This window comes from Sphaerisporangium sp. NPDC049002 (genome assembly GCF_040649355.1).
Classification (GTDB): Bacteria; Actinomycetota; Actinomycetes; order Streptosporangiales; family Streptosporangiaceae; genus Sphaerisporangium.
Genome location: NZ_JBEZFH010000042.1, coordinates 23,501 through 40,832 on the forward strand (window position 1 = coordinate 23,501; position 17,332 = coordinate 40,832).

Genomic DNA, 17,332 nt, shown 5'->3' on the forward strand with positions numbered 1-17,332 from the left:
ATTCCTCTACTGAGCCCGGTCACGCCAAGCGGTGTTGCGGCTGGTCTTGAGGTCGCCGATGAACGCATGCCACTCACCTCGGGCGAACACCAGGGCGGGGCCGCCGCGGTTCTTCGAGTCGCGTATCGCGACGACACCAGGGAGGTTGGTGGCCACCTCAACGCACTGACCGCCGTCCGGGCCAGACCGGGTTGACTTGCACCACTTCGCGGCACTCAGGTCCATTGCTTCATCACGTCCTTGATGAGCTGGAGCGATACATACTGGGCGTGAGCCTCGGCGCGGATTGCCTCGTAACGAGCGGCCACTTTCGCGAGCGTTGGGCGGTCTTCGATGACTTGTCCGCGAGCTGAGGACTCGACGTACACGATATGTGGCGAGCCCTGGAGCTCCGCAAGGGTGAAGGCGCTGAGCATGCCTGCGGTGGATTCGGCGCTGTATGGGACCACCTGGATGGTGACTCTCGCATGCTGTGCGATGTCCAAGAGGTATTCCAGTTGCTCACGCATGACAGCGTGACCTCCGAGGGGGCGACGCAGAACGCTCTCGTCCATCAAAGTCACGATCACCGGCGGGCTCTCCCTTGCGAGAATCGCCTTACGGCGCAATCGGGCGGCGACATGTTCGTCTCGTTGCGCGGTGGTCAGCCCGGGCTCACCTTCAATGACGCGCCGAGCGTACGCCTCGATCTGGAAGAGTCCGGGGATCAGCAGTGGATCCCAACTGCGAAGCAGTGTCGCCTCCTGTTCGACATCCATCCAGTCGCGGAAGAACTCGGGGACCGTTTCCCATCTGGCTATGGAGCAGAGTCGCGTCAAGACGCCGTCGAGGCCCAAGACCTGATCGCAAAGCTCGGCGAAACGTTTCCCTGGTGGACGCCTGGCCGTCTCCACCATGCCCACCACACTCGTTGCGTATCCGATCCGGTGGGCCAGCTCTGCTTGTACCAAGCCTGCTTCGAGGCGGTAACGCCGTAGCTCGTAGGCGAACAGGGCTTGGGGGGACTCTTCCGGGTTGATCTCGACGGGTTTTGTCACTTGATCCCTCCTCGGCTCGTACGGCCTGCCCATGCACACCTCACCCCGGACCTCTCTCTGACTGTGTCGTCGCTGAGAGGTGGATCCGCTGTCGGCAGCATCTTCGGATTGGCCACTCTATGAAGTCAAGTCTTCACTATTCGTATGCAAGGTGGGGTGGGAAGGCGTGTCAACCTCGCAACAACCCGGCAAGAGCGCGCGTGGTTCCGACCGACCGGAGGTAGCGGACGTAGGTGACGCGGCGAGGAACCTTCTCGGAATGGCCGAGCTGGTCGGGGTCCCGGAGTCGGTGGCGCGGGCTCGGGCGTTCGTGCGTGAGGTGCTGGGGCGTACGCATCCGGTGCTGGACGAGGTCGTACTCCTCGTGTCCGAGCTGGTCACGAACAGCGTCACGCATTCGGACTCGCGTGGTGGCGGGCAGGTGACGCTCGCGGTGAGCGATGTTGACGACACCGTCCATGTCGAGGTCGTCGACTCGGGATCCGACAGCGAGCCGAGAGTCCACGATGAGCCGTACGGCGAAGGCGGTCGCGGGTTGTTCCTGGTGGACGCCATCTCCGAGCGGTGGGGCATCTATAGGGACGGCGCCGGCCGGGTGGTCTGGTTCGCCCTCAGATTCCGAGAGCCGGGGTCGATGAACGCCGTACCCGGGGCTGATCCAGAAGTCCGGTTGATGCGCGTCCAGCCGGGTGCCGGAGGAAGTGCGGGTCCTGGAGCACAGCCGCGCCCCACTCCGGCGCCTCACCCACCTCCCGCCACTCGGGTGGGCACTGCTCGGGTGGGCAGCCCCGGTGCACCACCCACGTGGGTGCCGGGTGGGCTATCTACAAAGCGCACAAACGCCCACAGAACCCCCGTCCCAACAAGGCACGAGCGAGAGGCCCTCCCGTGACCCGGGTGACGTGGTGGGCCGGGTGTTTCCCACCCGGGCCGTGAGTTGCCCATAACACGGGAAAGGGGACGCTCCGGCGTGAAGGACCGGCTGGTGGGTCCGTTAGACGGAGACGCCCTGTTTGTACTTGGGGAGGCGGATGCTGATCTTGGCGCCGGCGCCCTGAGCGGTCTCGACCACCAGGCCGTACTCGTCGCCGTAGACCTGGCGGAGCCGCTCGTCGACGTTGGCGAGGCCGACGCCGCCCGCGCCCGAGCGCTCGTCCGGGTCGCCGGACAGGATGCGCCGCAGCCGCTCGGGGTCCATGCCGATGCCGTCGTCCTCCACGCTGATCAGGCACTCGGCGCCCGCGTCCTCGGCGACGATCGTGATGCGCCCGACCCCGTCCTTGCTCTCAAGCCCGTGGCGCACGGCGTTCTCCACCAGCGGCTGGAGGCAGAGGAACGGCACCGCCACAGGCAGCACCTCCGGCGCGATACGCAGCGTCACCCGGAGCTGGTCACCGAAGCGGGCGCGCTCCAGGGTGAGGTAGCGGTCGATCGAGCGCAGCTCCTCGGCGAGCGTGGTGAACTCGCCGTGCCGCCTGAAGGAGTAGCGGGTGAAGTCGGCGAAGTCCAACAGCAGCTCCCGGGCGCGCTCGGGGTCTGTGCGCACGAACGAGGCGATGGTCGTCAGCGAGTTGTAGATGAAGTGCGGGGAGATCTGCGCCCGCAGCGCCCGTACCTCGGCCTCCATGAGCAGGGTGCGCGAGCGGTCGAGCTCGGCCAGCTCAAGCTGGGAGTCGACCCAGGTGGCGACCTCCTCCGTGGCGCGGACCAGGCCCGCCGAGGCGTGGTCGCCGTAGGCCGCCAGCGAGCCCACCACCCGGTCGTCCGTGGTCAGCGGCACCACCACGGCGTACCTCACCGGGCACTCGGGCAGGTCGCAGGAGACCGCGTCGGGGCCGAGCACCTGGATGCGGCCGTCGCGCAGGGTCGCGGCGGCGTTGGCGAAGGCGTTTCTCGCGTGGTGGTCGCCCGCGCCGTCGTAGACCAGCAGCTCCTCGCCGTTGGTGATCGCGATGGCGGGTGAGCCGAGCAGCTCGCGCAGGTAGCGCGAGGCCTTCAGCGCCCCGGCGGCCGTCAGGCCCGCGCGCAGCGGCGGCGCGGCCAGGGAGGCGGTGTGCAGGGTCTCGAAGGTGGCGCGCTCGGCCGGGCTGGTGCCGAGCTCGCGCCGCCCGCGCAGCACCCGCCACAGCACCACGGCGGGGACCCCGACGAGGACCAGCAGCACGGGCACGGCCAGGAGCGGTTCCACGCCGCCGGAGCCTACCCGACCGTCCCGGCCCCAGCACCCGCCGACAATGCAGGCCCGCCCACCCGCCGCGCGGACGGCTGACCTGACCGCTCACCGCCAGGCCCCGCCTCCCCCGGTCCACCCCGCCGTCCCGCACGGGCAACGCCGATCACGGCCTGCGTGCGAGGTAGGCCCACACTCTGTGCCCAGTCGCCGGGGCGCCCTGGAAGCCGGTCCGTTCCGCCAGGGCGGTCACGATGGCCAGCCCACGCCCGCCTTCCGCGCACGGGACGTCCGCTTGGCCGTGGCCGCCGAACCGCGGGACACCGGCCCCGCCGAGGTCGTAGACGGTGACCAGGACGCTCGCGGCCGCCGCGGGGCTGCCGAGCGGTTCACGACGGGGCGAGGTGAGGATGATCTCGACGGTGAAGTGCCCGCCCGGGGATCCGCTGCGGGTGTGGCGGACGGCGTTACCCGCCAGTTCGCCGACGACCAGTTCGGCATCGTCGGCGAACGGCGTGCCGCCGAGCAGGAAGCGGGTGAAGCGCCTGGCCTCCGCGGCCTGGTCGAGCGCGCCGGGGAAGGCGCGCCGCCAGATGAGGATCTCCGGGCCGGTCCGTACGGCCTCGTCGACTGGCAGGGCGCGGGAGGAATGACCGGCCTGCGGCAGACCGGGCAAGGTGACGGGAGCGGCGGCGACGCGAGGCACCTCGTCGCCGGGGTCGGTTGTGATGGACACGAGCCACAACGATCGACGATCGGGCGCAGCTCACCGATCCCACCTTCCACTACGACGATCTTTCAGCCAGGAACCTCGATGACCTGCGTGAACACGCGTATCCAGCTGATCACCACCCGCCGGGCGCCCTGCTCGATACCCCAGCTTTCGTCATTCTCGGTAGTCAAGAGAATACTTTCCGTATAAGTTCTGTGATCCGGGAACCTGTTCGAACCGGGGAGGCATACGGCCATGTCGGGCGAGGGAATCCACACTCTGCTGGAATGCCGGCGACGCGGCGAGGCGTTGCGGGCCATGGGTTACACGTTCGACGAGATAGCCGACCTGTTCTCCGTCTGCCACGACGTCAGCCCGCTGCGCCTGTACCGCTACGCGTACGGGCTGACCGCGGCCGAGGCCGCCGCGCGGTACAACGACCTCGACCCGGCGGGCACCGCCGCGCTGCGCGAGTCACGGCTGTACGAGTTCGAGCACTGGCCGCAGCGTGGGATGCGCCCGACCGCCCGCACCATCGCCCTGTTCGCGCAGGTCTACCGGACCACCGCCCGCCGCCTGGTCGGCGACCGGGTCTACGCCTCCTACAGCGTGCGCGACCGCGACCTCATCGACCGCACCGACCACCGTTCGTCCCTCACCCCCCAGCGGTCCTCTGCCGTCCCGGCCGCCGCCCCCGGTCATGTCACCATGGGTCAGGAAGTGGAAGCGGCACGCCCGGCGGCCCCGGTTCCCGGCTTCAAGGATTGCGCCGCGCTGCTGCGTACCCTCACAGCCGAGGAGGCCGATGTGAAGCGCCGCGATCTGCTCTTCGAACTGGCCCTGGCGCTCGGCGGCGCCCCTGCCCTGGTGCTGCTGCGTCACCTGTCCCCACCGGAGAAGGACCGGCTGGCCACCGCGATCCGCTCCTCCACCCGGGTGGACGCCGCGACGGTGGAGCTGATCGAGAAGCTCACCGCCCGCTGCCGCCGCCTGGACGACGAGTTCGGCCCCGCCAAGGTCCTCCCTGTGGTGGACGGCCAGCGCGCCCTCGTCGCCGACCTGCTGCACCGCGAATCCCTGCTTCCCGCCCTGCGCGACCGCCTCATCCGCGCCTACGCCGAGCTCAGCCAACTCTCCGGCTGGCTCCACCACGACCTCCTCGACCACTCTGGCGCCCGCCAGCGCTACCAGGAAGGCCTCACCGCCGCCCACCAGATCCGCGACCCCACCCTCATCGCCTACCTGCACACCTGCCTGGCCAACATCTCTAGATTCCAAGGCCATGTCGGGGTAGCTCTCGACCACATCTACGCCGCACAAGGCTGGGCACGAAAAAGCCCGAGCGCTTCCCTCAGATCGGTACACTTCCTCGCCCTCGCACGCATCGTGGCGCTGAACGGCAGTGCCGACGACAGCGAGCGCGCGCTCGCCCAGTCGAGCCATCTGGCCGAGCAGCCGAGAACCGAAGCCGACCCCAATTACCTCTACTGGTGGACGCCCCAGGGTGTGGAGAGGCACACGGCATCCTGCATGCTCGCCTGCGGACGTCCCGATGAGGCGATCGATTCGGCCGAACGGGCCTTGGCGCGGTCGATGCGCAAGCCCGCACGCGGGGTAACCCTCCTGCAGTACGCCGGGGCACTCGTTCTGAAGCGAGAGATACCGGCTGCGACCGAGAAGATCCGCGAGGCGGCCCGAATCACCGTAGGGCACAGCTCCGGACGCCTCGCCGACACCGTCCGCCAGACCCGCGCCCGCCTCCAGCCCTGGGCGACCAACAAACACGTCCGCACCCTGGACGAGGAACTCGCCTCCCTGCGCATCCCCCTGATCGACAGGTGACCGGGGTTACGGGGTTGGGAAGTCCAGGCTCTCAGCAAGCCGGTCTGCTCGAACCCGTCGCACCGGCAGGATGAGGGCGTCGCCCTCGCAGAGGGTCTCGGCCGGCGCGCAGTCGTCTCCATCCGACCCCGAGTTGCAGTCCGTCGCGCCGCGGCCGGGACCTCTGCGCGCGTGCCGGAGGTCGGGCGGAGCCCGGGAAAACAGTCCGAGCGGAGCGAGGCCCATTTCGCCGGGGTGGGCATGAGGGTCGCGTGGGGCGCTATGGGGTGGGTTCGAGGGCGTCGCGGAGGCGGGTGGCGTAGGTGGCGGCTTCGGTGCCGTCTTCGTATTTGACTCTCGGCCAGAAGAAGCCGCGCAGGCCGTCCTTCTTGTGGCGCGGGACGACGTGGGTGTGCAGGTGGGGGACGCTCTGGCTGACGCGGTTGTTCATCGCCACGAAGCTGCCCACCGCCCCGAGCCCCTCCTCCACGGCGCGGGCCACCGCCTGGACGCGCGCGAAGTACGGCCCGAGCGCCTCGGCGGGCAGGTCGGTGAGGGTTTCGGCGTGCTCTCTCGGGATGACCAGCACGTGCCCCTTGAACACCGGACGGGCGTCGAGGAAGGCCACGGCCACGTCGTCGGCGAGCACGACGTGGGCGGGCACGGCGCCCGAGGCGATGGCGCAGAACGGGCACGCGGCGTCGGTCACCAGCCGAGCTTAGCGGCGCCGGACAGCAGCGAGCGGGCGATGACCATGCGCTGCACGTCGTTGGTGCCCTCGCCGATGGCCATGAGCGGGGCGTCGCGGTAGAGGCGCTCGACCACGAACTCCTGGGAGTACCCGTAGCCGCCGTGGATGCGCATGGACTCCATGGTCGCCCGGAGCGCCACCTCGGAGGCGAAGTACTTGGCCATCGCGGCCTCGGCGTTCACCGCGCCCGCCTCCGAGCGGGCGGCGGCCCAGTAGGTGAGCAGCCGGGCCGCCTGGATGTCGGTGGCCATGTCGGCGAGTTTGAGCTGGATGGCCTGGAAGTCGGCGATGGGCCGTCCGAAGGCCTGCCGCTCCCTCGCGTAGGCCAGCGCCGCCTCGTAGGCGCACTGGGAGACGCCGACCGCGCGGGCCGCGATGTTGATCCGGCCGAGCTCCAGCGCCGACAGCACCTGCTGCATGCCCCGCCCCTCGGTCCCGCCGAGCAGGCTGGAGGCGGGCACCCTCACCCCGTCGAGGACGACCTCGCAGGTCTCGGTGCCCTTGTAGCCGAGCTTCGGCAGGTCGCGGCCGACGGTGAAGCCCCTGTCGGCGTCCACGAGCAGCACCGACATGCCCTTGTGGGCGGGCTCGGTGATCGAGGTCTTCACGAGCACCGGCAGCGGGTCGGCGTGCCTGGCGTTGGTGATCCAGGTCTTGGTGCCGTGGATGACGTACTCGTCGCCGTCCCGCTCCGCCCGGGTCTGGATGCCCTGCAGGTCGGTGCCGGCTCCCGGTTCGGTGAGGGCGATGCCCGTGCGGCGGGCCCCGGTGGCGAGGTCGGGCAGGTAGGCGGCCCGCTGCTCCTCGGTGCCGTACTTGGCGATCATCCAGGAGGCGAGCGAGTGGGATCCGAGCACCCCCGCCACGCCCATCCAGCCTCTGGCGATCTCCTCGAAGACCAGGGCGAACGACACCCGGTCGAGGTCGAGCCCGCCGTATTCCTCAGGGATCGAGATGCCGAACAGGCCGAGCCGCCTGAAGCCCTGGACGATCTCCTCGGGGTAGCGCCCCTCGCGCTCCCACTCGGAGGCGACCGGCACGATCTCCTTCTCGACGAACTCCCGGAGGGTACGCCGGAACAGGTCCTGCTCCTCGTTCAGCTCGAAATCCATGGGGGCGTCCGATCTGTTCGGTTCTATTCGCTCTGGAGGGGGCCGTTCTTCGCCCGGGGGAAGTAGCCCTTGTCGTGCGGGGCGTCCCGCTTGTAGACCATGACCGACCTGCGCCACGACATGACCTCGTCGCCGTCCTGGTTGAGGCCCCGCGTGCGGCAGGTGACGATGCCGGCGTACGGCCGCGACCGGGACTGGCGCGTCTCCAGCACGATCGACTCCGCGTACAGGGTGTCGCCGACGAACACCGGGTGGGTGAGCCGGATCTCCTCCCAGCCGAGGTTCATCATCGCGTTCTGGCTGACGTCCATGACCGAGATGCCGAGCACGATGGCCACCGACAGCCCGGAGTTGACGATGATCTTCCCCACCGGGGCCTTGGCGGCGAAGTGGGCGTTGAAGTGGTTCTGGTTGGTGTTCATGGTCAGCAGCGTGAACCAGGTGTTGTCGGCCTCGCTGATCGTCCGGCCAAGCGGGTGCTGGTACACGTCGCCCACGGTGAAGTCCTCGTAGTAGCGCCCGATCCGGGCCTCGTACACGGTCACGCCGTCACCCTCTCAACGCTCACCGCACCATTCCAGCATGCCCCTCCCCCGGGGCCACGCTGCCACATAAGCCGATCAGGTAGGTGTCCCTGACGGAAGGGTCTCCGGCGCGGGCAGGTCGCCGCGGAAGGCCGGCAGCAGGAGGCGGAACACCGTACGGCCCGGACGGCTCTCGACCTCGACCGAGCCGCCGTGCGCGCCCGCCACGGCTCTCACGATGGCCAGCCCGAGCCCCGTGCCCCCGGAGGCGCGCGACCGGCCGAGGTCGGCCCGGACGAACCGCTCGAAGATCTCTCCCCGGAGCTCCTCGGGGATCCCCGGCCCGTCGTCGGCCACGGACAGCTCCACCCAAGGCCCGCCGGTCGCGGGCAGGCCGTCCAGCGGCAGCCCGGACACCGGCATGCCGTCCGACAGCAGGCCGGACACCGATGGGCCGGACGCCGGTGGGCCGACCCGTACCAGCACGGTGGTGCCCCCGGGGGTGTGCGTGCGGGCGTTGTCCAGCAGGTTGGTCAACACCTGGTGGAGCCGGTCGGCGTCCCCGGCGACCGTGACCGGCTCCTCGGGCAGTTCCAGCCGCCAGCGGTGATCGGGCCCCGCGACGCGGGCGTCCCCCGCCGCGTCCAGGACCAGGCGGGTCAGGTCGACCTCCTCGCGCCGCAGCGGGCGGCCCGCGTCGAGGCGGGCCAGCAGGAGCAGGTCGTCGACCAGGTGGCCCATCCGCACGGACTCCGCCTGCACCCGTTCCAGCGCGTGCCGCACCTCGGGGGGCACGGGACCCGGATGGCGGCGGGCCAGCTCGGAATGGCCGCGGATGGCCGCCAGCGGCGTGCGGAGCTCGTGGCTGGCGTCGGCGGCGAACCTCCTCAGCCGCTGCTCGCTCGCGTGCCGCCGGGCGAGGGCGTCGCCCACGTGGGCGAGCATCCGGTTGAACAAAGCGCCGACCTGTCCCACCTCGGTACGGGGGTCGGTGTACGGGACGCCCCGGGGCAGCTCCACCGCGCCGTCGGCGAGCGGCAGCTCCGTCACCCCGCGCGCGGTGGCGGCGACCCGGCGCAGGGGCCGGAGCGACACCCCGACCCACAGTGCCCCGGCGACCCCGGTCAGCACGAGGGCGACGGCGAAGACGGCGGCCTCGACGGCCTCCAGGCGGTGCACGGTGGCCTCCGCCTCCACCAGCGGGAGCCCGGTGACCAGCGTGTCGCCGTCGAGCCCCGGCACGGCCATCAGGCGGTAGTCGCCCAGCCAGGACAGCCTCACAGTACGCCCCCGCCCGTCGGCAGGGAGGGCGGCCAGAGCGGCCGTGTCGGCGGCCGAGAGGGTCAGCCTGGCACCGGGCGCGGAGATGTCGTCGGTGTCCCGCTGCGGGGCGACCACGCCGCACTGCGTGACCACCCCGGCCACCAGCCTGGCTCCGAAGGTCCCTGCCGACTGCCCGCGCGTGTCGCCCTGGGAGTGCTCCAGGCTGGAGGCGTACCGGCCCCGCGAGGTGGCGAGCTGGCGGTCGAGGCCCTCCAGCAGCGACCGGTCCAGGGCGAGGACGCTCACCACCCCCACCGCGGCGCACGCGCAGGCGAGGAGCACCAGAAGCCCGGCGATGAGGCGCCCGCGCAGCGTCACCGGAGGCAGGGGGCGCGGGAGCCTCACGAGGGGCCCGGTTTGAGCACGTAACCGACCCCGCGCACGGTGTGGATCAGCGGTGACCGCCCGGCGTCGATCTTCTTGCGCAGGTAGGAGATGTACAGCTCGACCACGTGCGCCTGCCCTCCGAAGTCGTACGACCACACCCGGTCGAGGATCTGCGCCTTGCTCAGCACCCGGCGCGGGTTGCGCATGAGGAAGCGCAGCAGCTCGAACTCGGTGGGGGTCAGGTCGACCAGCTGCCCGGCCCGGGTCACCTCGCGCGCCTCCTCGTCCATGACCAGGTCGCCGACGGCCAGCCGGTCGCCGTTGCCGGCGCGGGTCATCCCGGCACGGCGGAGCAGGCCGCGCAGCCGGGCGAGGACCTCCTCCAGGCTGAACGGCTTGGTCACGTAGTCGTCGCCGCCCGCCGTGATCCCGGCGACGCGGTCCTCCACGGAGTCCCTGGCCGTCAGGAAGAGCACGCAGACCTGGGGGATCTCGGCGCGGAGCCGCCGCAGGACCTCAAGGCCGCCGACGTCGGGGAGCATGATGTCCAAGATGACCGCGTCGGGGGCGAACTCGCGGGCGAGCCTGATCGCGGACGCGCCGTCGCCGGCCGTCCGCACCTCCCAGCCCTCGTACCGAAGCACGGCGCTGAGGACCTCGGCCAGGTCGGGTTCGTCGTCGACGACCAGTACGCGGACGGGCGTCCCGTCGGGACGCAGCAGGCCGGTGGCCGGAGCGGGCGCGGGCGTGTTTTCCTCCATCAGGCCTCCAGGGTCCTATCTGGACCGCAACGCAGCCTATGTGATTCTTCTGAGGATCCTCTGAACGCCGTTCTTCATAGGAAAAGCAGAAATTGCGCTGGCACGGTGGCCGATATCTCGACGAAAGGGGATCTCGTGACCACCACGCACGCCGGCCACCGGCCGGGCTCCAGCGGGCGGCACGTCTCCGCACGGGAGGCGCCGGCACGGGGAGTCACCCGTCTGGTACCGGCGGCGACCCAGGCCCTCATCGCCGCCGGAGTCGTGGCCGTGCTGGCGCTGTGGTGGTCGGACACCCCGTCGGTGATCGGGCTCGGCGGCTGGCTGACCGGCGCGGGCCGGATCACCGGGCTGCTGGCCGGGTACGCGATCGTCGTGCTGATCGCGCTCATGGCCCGGGTGCCCGCGCTGGAGAGGGGGGTCGGCGCCGACCGGCTGGCCCGCTGGCACGCGATGGGCGGCCGGTACACGGTGGGGCTGGCCGTGGCGCACACGCTGCTGATCATCTGGGGCTACGCGGTCACGGCACGTACGAACGTGGCGCACGAGACGGCGAGCCTGGTGCTGACGTATCCCGACATGCTGAAGGCGACCGTCGCAGTGCTGCTGCTGGTCGGCGTCGGTGCCGTCTCCGCCAGGGCCGTACGGGCGCGCGTCCGCTACGAGACCTGGTTCTACCTGCACTTCTACACCTACCTGGCGGCGGCTTTGGCCTTCGGCCACCAGTTGAGCGACGGCGAGCAGTTCGTCGGGGACCGGACCGCCCAGCTCGCCTGGTACGGGCTGTACGGCGTCGTCGCGGCGCTGGTGCTGTGGTACCGGTTCATCACGCCCGTGGCGCGGGCGTTCCGGCACCGGCTGCGGGTCACGCACGTCGTGCCCGAGGCCCCGGGGGTGGTCTCGGTCTATCTGACCGGCCGCCACCTCGGCGAGCTGAGGGCCGAGGCGGGCCAGTTCTTCCGGTGGCGTTTCCTCACCCGTGACCTGTGGTGGGCGGCCAACCCCTACTCCCTGTCCGCCGTCCCGGCTTCCCACGAGCTGAGGATCACCGTCAAGGACCTGGGCGACCAGAGCCGGTCGCTGGGCCGCCTGCGGCCGGGCGTCCGCGTCGCCGCGGAGGGCCCGTACGGCGCGTTCACCGCCCGCCGGGCCACCCGGCGCCAGGTGCTGCTGATCGCGGGCGGGGTGGGGATCACCCCGATCCGGGCCCTGTTCGAGACGGTGCCGGGCGAGGTGACCCTGCTCTACCGGGCGAGCAGGCCGCAGGACGTCGTCTTCCAGCGCGAACTGGCGGCCATCGCCGCCCGGCGGGGGGCGGCCCTGCACTACCTGATCGGGCCACGGGCGCAGGTCGGCGAGCCGTTCACCGCCGAGGTCCTCACCTCGCTGGTCCCCGGGCTCCGCGACCACGACGTCTACCTCTGCGGGCCGGCAGGCATGACCGGGACCGCGGTGGCGGCGCTGCGTCGCGCCGGGGTGCCGCGCCGCCACATCCATCACGAATCGTTCGAGTTCTGAGCCAAGGAGCCCCGATGCGAAGAGCCATATTCGCCGTGCTGGTCACGGCCGCCGGACTGATGCTGCTGCTGTCGTTCAAGCCCCACGAGGTCGCCTCCGCCGAGCGGCCGCCCGCCGCCGTCTCCGGGTCCACGGCCGGCTCCACGGCCGGGTCCACGGCCGGGTCCACGGCCCAGGACGCGGGCGGCACCGGATCGTCCGGTGAGAGCGCCGGATCGTCCGGAGACGGCGCCCGTACGGTGACCGGCGACGCGGTCGACACCCGCTGGGGGCCCGTCCAGGTGCGGATCACCCTCTCCGGAAGCAGGATCACCGCCGTGGACGCCATAGTGGTCCCGGACTCCAACGGCCGCGACCGTGAGATCAACTCCTTCGCCGTGCCGGTCCTGACCCAGGAGGCGCTGGCCGCGCAGAGCGCCCAGATCGACACGGTGTCCGGCGCGACCTACACCAGCCAGGGGTACGCGGGGTCCCTGCAGAGCGCCCTGGACAAGGCGGGCCTGTAGATGAGGCACGTCGAGCACGTCATGGGCACGGTGTTCTCCTTCGACGTCCGGCACGAGCCGTCCGACGGCCTGCGGGAGGCCCTCGCGGGGGCGGTGGCCGAGTTGCACCGGATCGACGAGGTGTTCTCGACCTATCGCGCGGACAGCCCGGTGAGCCGCCTCGGGCGCGGCGAGATCACCCTGTCGGCCTGCCCCCGGGAGGTCGCGGAGGTGCTGGCGCTCTGCGAGGAGGCGGCGCGGGTCAGCTCGGGGTACTTCACCAGCGCGCCCGGCGGGCGGCTCGACCCGTCCGGCATGGTGAAGGGATGGGCGGTGGAACGGGTGTCGGAGATGCTGGCCGAGGCGGGGGCGTCCAGGCACAGCGTCAACGGCGGCGGCGACGTGCGGGTGCGCGGCGAGGCCGCCCCCGGCAGGCCGTGGGGGGTCGGCGTCGCGCACCCGCTCCGCCCCGGCGCGCTCGCCACCGTGATCCAGGGCCGCGACCTGGCCGTCGCCACCTCCGGCGTCGCCGAGCGGGGAGCGCACATCGTCGACCCGCACACCGGCGCCCCCGCGACCGCCCTGGCCTCCGTGACCGTGGTCGCCGAGACGCTGACCAGGGCCGACGCGATGGCGACCGCGGCGTTCGCCATGGGTGAGGCCGCGCGCGACTGGGCTGGGGGGCTGCCCGGCCTGGAGGCGTTCGCGGTGACGCGCTCGGGCGCCGTCTGGTGGACGGACGGCTTCCCGCGCTATGGCACCACGTACCCGGCACAAGCCTCAAATGATGTGCTATGACGTGATTGAGAGTGAAATGGACAATGCCGGGCATGCCATCGGCCCAGGCGTGTCCCGAGAGTGAAGGACTACCTTGGCCAGAAGCAGCACCAGTCACGGCCCCGGCGCCGGTCACGCGGATCCCCTCGCCGCGTACAGCATCGACGAGCTGCGGGAGCGACACAGCTCCAAGTGGCGGGAGTACCCGCCGGACGTGCTGCCGGTGTGGGTCGCCGAGATGGACACCCCGCTCGCCGAGCCGATCGCGGCGGCGCTGGTGGAGGCCATCGGCCGGGGAGACACCGGGTACGCCGTCGCAGGAGGGCTGCCGGAGGCCTTCGCCGGGTTCGCCGCCCGGCGTTTCGGCTGGCGACCCGACCCCGCGCACATGCGCCTGGTGCCGGACGTGATGGCCGGGATCGTCGAGGTGCTGCACCTGGTGACCGGGCCGGGAGACCGCGTGGTCGTCAACACCCCCGCCTACCCGCCGTACTTCTACTGGCTGCCCCGGATCGGCCGCGAGGTCGTCCAGAGCCCCCTCGCCCTGACCCCGGAAGGCTTCCGGCTGGACCTCTGCGCCCTAGAGCGGGACTTCGCCGCCGGGGCCGCCGCGTACCTGCTGTGCAGCCCGCACAACCCCACGGGCTTGGTGTTCGGCGAGGACGAACTGCTGGCCGTCGCCGCGCTCGCGGACCGCTACGGGGTGCGGGTCGTGGTCGACGAGATCCACGCCCCGCTCGTCTACCCGGAGGCGCGTCACGTGCCGTTCGGATCGCTGGACACCCCGGCCTCGGCCCGTTCGATCACGCTCGCCTCGGCGTCCAAGGCGTGGAACCTCGCCGGGCTCAAGGCCGCGCTGGCCGTGCCGGGCGAGGAGGCCCGTTCCGATGTCGCCGCCATCGACGCGGAGGTGAGCGAGAGCGCCGGGCTGCTCGGCGTGATCGCCTCCGAGGTGGCGTTCAACGCCGGGGAGCCCTGGCTGGCCGGGCTGATGACCGGTCTCACCGCCAACCGCGCGCTGCTGGGCGACCTGCTGGCCGAGCGGCTGCCCGAGGTCGGGTACCAGCCGCCGCAGGCGACGTATCTGGCCTGGCTGGACTTCCGCGCGCTCGGGCTCGGCGACGACCCCGCCGGATGGTTCCTGCGGCGGGGCGGGGTCGCGCTCTACCCCGGTACGAGGTTCGGGGCCCCCGGGCGCGGGTTCGCGCGCTTCAACTTCGCGACCGCCTCCGAGCGGGTGGAGGAGGCCGTGGGCCAGATGGCCGCGTCGCTCACCAGCCGCCCACGCGCGGGCGTGACCAGGGCTTTGCACGCCTTGTAGGCCCTCAACTCGCAGGCCCGAAACTCGCAGGCCCGAGACTGGTAGGCCCGCAACTGGGTCCCAGGTGCTCGTCACCAGCCTTCAGGCCCGCTGGCCGATCCTCGGCATCCTGCTCGGCGTGCCGCGCGTGCCGACCTACCAGGCTCCAGCGGACACCTACACCCCCGGTGTCCACTCCGGTTCTGACCTGTACGACCACTGATTGCGCAAAGGGCAGCGCCCGTCTTCCTTGGGGTGGAGGACGGGCGCTTTTCGCGTTCCCAGGATCAGCTGATGGTGGCCTTCCACCGGCCGCGCTGCATGTGGATCGTCCCGTCCGGGGTGATGCGGACGTTCGCGCCGTACAGCGGCAGCATGCCGTGCTGCAACCAGTAGTCGCGGGCCTCGTCGAGCACGTCCCACAGCCTTCTGGGGCCGCCCTGGTGCACGGCCGGGAGTTCCCGGCCGATCTGTTCGGCCCGCGCCCATGACCCGTCTTCGTGAACCATGAGCGCGATCCGGGCGTCGCCGTTCTCGTGGTAGTTGTGCTCGATGCCGGGGGCCATGACCTCCAGCATAGAACGCAGCTCCCAGGCGTTCTCCTCGATGTCGATGACGGGGAACCGGCCGATCGAGACGTGCTCACCGTCCGCTGTGCGCGCGGTCTCCACCAGGCCAGCCAGGCTCGGCGGGTAGTCGGCGCCGGTCCTGGTCTTCATGAACATCGCCCAGTCCCGCTCGACGACACCGACCGCGCCGCCGTCGTCGGTCTTGACGGCGGACACGATCAGCGAGGTGTTGCTGATCGTCGTGGTCAGACGGCCGCCGGGGTTGAGCGCGGTCAACCACGATGCGGGGATGGGCCGTACCGACACCATCGCCACGATCCGGTCGAACGTCCATGGGATCTCCCCGGTGGCGTTCATCGGCGCGATTCGCGGGTTGCGGTCGAGTTCAGCCAGTCGCCAAGCGGCGACGGAGGTCACGTATTCGTCTACGTCGATGCTGGTCACCTGCTCGTCGCCGAACAGGTGACACAGCAGGGCGGTGCCGTACCCCGAGCCGGTGCCGACGTCGAGGATGGTGTGCTTGTCGCCGATCATGGCGTGCCGGTACATCTGCAGGACCAGGCTAGGCAGCGTGGAGGAGGAGGTGGGCCGTCCGGTCGGCTCGTCATGCGCCTTGGCCTGGTCGGCGTGGAGGGTGCCGATCTTGGTGACGAGGGTGCGGTTCCGGTAGGCGGCGTCCAGCCAGGCCGCTTCGTCGGCCGGGCCGTACTGCACCTCCCAGTGGCCGCCGCTCGACTGCCACCACGCGGGGATGAACTGGTGCCGGGGGGTGTCGGCGACGGCGTCTCGCCAGCGCGACCCCGGGTGGGTGACGCGGTCGGCGAGCTTTTGCGCGTGGGGTAGCCAGTCCATATCAGCAGTGTCCTCCGTGAGGGGCGCCGAATCTCATCGTGGCAGCCCGGCGAGGTGAATCATCCGGTCCGGGCGTGCAGGCAGGATGAGGGCGTTGCTCTCGCAGATGGTCTCGGCCGGCGAGCAGTCGTCCCCATCCGACGCCGGATTGCAGTCCGTCGCTCCACGGCGGGGCACCTGCTTAAGGAGGCCCTGCCAGCTCTGCCCGGCGAGGATGTCCGCGAGCGGTGTGGTCTTGACGTTCCCCGCAGACTGGAGGAACCGGGACATGACGCACATCCACACGTCCCCGTTGGAGGCTACGGCGGCGCGGCCGTTCCCGCACTGTCCGCACAGCCCCTTGACACCGGTCTCGATGGTGTTGGCGCCGCGGCGGACGCCGCGCATCCGGTCGATCGGGCCGAGACGGTTCACGCCGAGCGCCTTCATCTGCGCGTGTGCCTCCTCGGCGCGCTGCCCGTCCCAGAGTTCGACGATTGCGACCTTGAGGGGGATGCCGCGCCGAAGGGCCTCTTGGATGTTGGCGAGGGTCCGGGCGTGGGAGCCGCGGCGCTGGGTGATGCGGTCGTGCTCGTCGGGGTCGTCGGAGTAGTACGACGTGGCCAGCGTGACGTTGGGGTCATCGAGCAGGTTCCACAGCTGGTCGGGCACGTGGTACAGGTTGGAGAACATCTGCACGGTCAAGCTCTGGGCGAGGGCGTGCTGGACCAGCCGCTCGAAGTCGGGGTGCTTGGTCGGCTCGCCGCCGATGAACTGCACGGTCTGGATTCCAGCGGCGGGGACGGAGGTGAGCAGGTTCTCCCAGTCGAGCGTCTCCATGGTGCCGTGGCCGACGGTCGGGCCGGAATCGGCGTAGCAGTGGCCGCACTGGAGCTGGCAGCGGCCGGTGATTTCCAGCTCCAGGAAGTGAACCGGGTCGAACTGGGGAGCGGCTTGTGGTGTCATCGTGTGTCCTTCCCTTGATGGGTGTGGCAGTGGAACCCGTGGCCCAGAGAGGGTGTCCGCCCTCCCCTCGCACACCCTTCGGGGATAAGAGGGCGGGTCGTCTCGTGGCCACGGGGGTGTGCCTGGCGCCGGATGATGAGCCAGCCGGGGGAGAGTTGCCGCAGGACTTCGGCGTGGGCAGCCTCGTGCAGGTCATACCGGCGTCGCGTCACGGAGAACCTCCGTCTCGTTGAGCAGTTCAGCCGCCAAGGCAGCACGCGGTCGTGCTCGATAGCGTGCTGGGCTACCCAGTCGCTGTGGCGGCCAGAGCCGTCCACTTCACGAGAGATGTGCCACTCGGGATAGTCG

19 protein-coding genes are annotated in these 17,332 nt (G+C 70.8%); 7 read left to right on the top strand and 12 right to left on the bottom strand.

Annotated elements, in window-relative coordinates; all coding sequences use genetic code 11:
* Positions 1-6: 6 nt before the first annotated feature.
* From AB0B89_RS11810 to AB0B89_RS11820, 3 genes are all read right to left on the bottom strand, one after another.
* Positions 7-225, bottom strand: coding sequence for a DUF397 domain-containing protein (locus AB0B89_RS11810; protein WP_358551299.1), 219 nt, complete (start codon positions 223-225; stop codon positions 7-9).
* The gene (locus AB0B89_RS11815; RefSeq protein WP_358551301.1) at positions 216-1,037 is read right to left on the bottom strand and encodes a helix-turn-helix transcriptional regulator; all 822 of its coding nucleotides are present in this window, start codon (positions 1,035-1,037) and stop codon (positions 216-218) included. Before AB0B89_RS11815 ends, AB0B89_RS11810 begins: the two co-directional genes overlap by 10 nt.
* A gap of 169 nt (positions 1,038-1,206) precedes the next feature.
* The gene (locus AB0B89_RS11820) at positions 1,207-1,434 is read right to left on the bottom strand and encodes a hypothetical protein (RefSeq protein ID WP_358551337.1); all 228 of its coding nucleotides are present in this window, start codon (positions 1,432-1,434) and stop codon (positions 1,207-1,209) included.
* Here AB0B89_RS11820 and AB0B89_RS11825 point away from each other — a divergent pair.
* Positions 1,378-1,929, top strand: coding sequence for an ATP-binding protein (locus tag AB0B89_RS11825; protein ID WP_358551335.1), 552 nt, complete (start codon positions 1,378-1,380; stop codon positions 1,927-1,929). The genes AB0B89_RS11820 and AB0B89_RS11825 overlap by 57 nt on opposite strands.
* 102 nt (positions 1,930-2,031) lie before the next feature.
* On the opposite strand, the gene AB0B89_RS11830 is transcribed toward AB0B89_RS11825, so the two are convergent.
* Together AB0B89_RS11830 and AB0B89_RS11835 are read right to left on the bottom strand one after the other, a co-directional pair.
* Positions 2,032-3,225, bottom strand: coding sequence for a histidine kinase (locus AB0B89_RS11830; RefSeq protein WP_358551303.1), 1,194 nt, complete (start codon positions 3,223-3,225; stop codon positions 2,032-2,034).
* 148 nt (positions 3,226-3,373) lie between these two features.
* Positions 3,374-3,943, bottom strand: a complete 570-nt coding sequence (locus AB0B89_RS11835) for an ATP-binding protein (RefSeq protein ID WP_358551305.1) — start codon at positions 3,941-3,943, stop codon at positions 3,374-3,376.
* 231 nt (positions 3,944-4,174) lie between these two features.
* On the opposite strand from AB0B89_RS11835, the gene AB0B89_RS11840 reads away from it, so the two are divergent.
* Complete coding sequence (locus AB0B89_RS11840; protein ID WP_358551307.1) at positions 4,175-5,761, top strand: hypothetical protein; 1,587 nt, start codon at positions 4,175-4,177, stop codon at positions 5,759-5,761.
* Positions 5,762-6,020: 259 nt separating this feature from the next.
* Here AB0B89_RS11840 and AB0B89_RS11845 read toward each other — a convergent pair whose 3' ends face one another.
* The 5 genes from AB0B89_RS11845 to AB0B89_RS11865 form a co-directional block, all read right to left on the bottom strand.
* Positions 6,021-6,449: an HIT family protein gene (locus AB0B89_RS11845; protein ID WP_358551309.1), complete on the bottom strand. Its 429-nt coding sequence runs from the start codon at positions 6,447-6,449 to the stop codon at positions 6,021-6,023.
* Positions 6,446-7,603, bottom strand: coding sequence for an acyl-CoA dehydrogenase family protein (locus AB0B89_RS11850; protein WP_358551311.1), 1,158 nt, complete (start codon positions 7,601-7,603; stop codon positions 6,446-6,448). The genes AB0B89_RS11845 and AB0B89_RS11850 overlap by 4 nt, the downstream gene beginning before the upstream one ends.
* 23 nt (positions 7,604-7,626) lie before the next feature.
* A complete protein-coding gene (locus tag AB0B89_RS11855) occupies positions 7,627-8,148 on the bottom strand; it encodes a MaoC family dehydratase (RefSeq protein ID WP_358551313.1) in 522 nt (173 codons plus the stop codon).
* 75 nt (positions 8,149-8,223) lie between these two features.
* Positions 8,224-9,795, bottom strand: coding sequence for a HAMP domain-containing sensor histidine kinase (locus AB0B89_RS11860; protein WP_358551315.1), 1,572 nt, complete (start codon positions 9,793-9,795; stop codon positions 8,224-8,226).
* Positions 9,792-10,538, bottom strand: coding sequence for a response regulator transcription factor (locus tag AB0B89_RS11865; protein WP_358551317.1), 747 nt, complete (start codon positions 10,536-10,538; stop codon positions 9,792-9,794). The genes AB0B89_RS11860 and AB0B89_RS11865 overlap by 4 nt, the downstream gene beginning before the upstream one ends.
* Before the next feature lie 135 nt (positions 10,539-10,673).
* Between AB0B89_RS11865 and AB0B89_RS11870 the strand changes: the two genes are divergently transcribed.
* From AB0B89_RS11870 to AB0B89_RS11890, 5 genes are all read left to right on the top strand, one after another.
* Positions 10,674-12,056: a ferredoxin reductase family protein gene (locus AB0B89_RS11870; RefSeq protein WP_358551319.1), complete on the top strand. Its 1,383-nt coding sequence runs from the start codon at positions 10,674-10,676 to the stop codon at positions 12,054-12,056.
* Between the two features lie 14 nt (positions 12,057-12,070).
* Positions 12,071-12,562 (top strand): FMN-binding protein, encoded by a 492-nt coding sequence (locus AB0B89_RS11875; RefSeq protein ID WP_358551321.1) that lies wholly within the window; start codon positions 12,071-12,073, stop codon positions 12,560-12,562.
* Positions 12,563-13,339, top strand: coding sequence for an FAD:protein FMN transferase (locus tag AB0B89_RS11880; protein WP_358551323.1), 777 nt, complete (start codon positions 12,563-12,565; stop codon positions 13,337-13,339).
* Positions 13,340-13,412: 73 nt separating this feature from the next.
* Positions 13,413-14,639, top strand: coding sequence for an aminotransferase class I/II-fold pyridoxal phosphate-dependent enzyme (locus tag AB0B89_RS11885; RefSeq protein WP_358551325.1), 1,227 nt, complete (start codon positions 13,413-13,415; stop codon positions 14,637-14,639).
* Positions 14,640-14,703: 64 nt separating this feature from the next.
* Positions 14,704-14,841 carry a hypothetical protein gene (locus AB0B89_RS11890; RefSeq protein WP_358551327.1) on the top strand — a complete coding sequence of 46 codons (138 nt, stop codon included), beginning with the start codon at positions 14,704-14,706 and terminating at the stop codon, positions 14,839-14,841.
* A gap of 64 nt (positions 14,842-14,905) precedes the next feature.
* Here AB0B89_RS11890 and AB0B89_RS11895 read toward each other — a convergent pair whose 3' ends face one another.
* The gene (locus AB0B89_RS11895) at positions 14,906-16,039 is read right to left on the bottom strand and encodes a protein-L-isoaspartate(D-aspartate) O-methyltransferase (protein ID WP_358551329.1); all 1,134 of its coding nucleotides are present in this window, start codon (positions 16,037-16,039) and stop codon (positions 14,906-14,908) included.
* A 33-nt stretch (positions 16,040-16,072) separates the two neighbouring features.
* The gene (locus AB0B89_RS11900) at positions 16,073-16,984 is read right to left on the bottom strand and encodes a radical SAM protein (protein ID WP_358551331.1); all 912 of its coding nucleotides are present in this window, start codon (positions 16,982-16,984) and stop codon (positions 16,073-16,075) included.
* Positions 16,985-17,332: the final 348 nt, after the last annotated feature.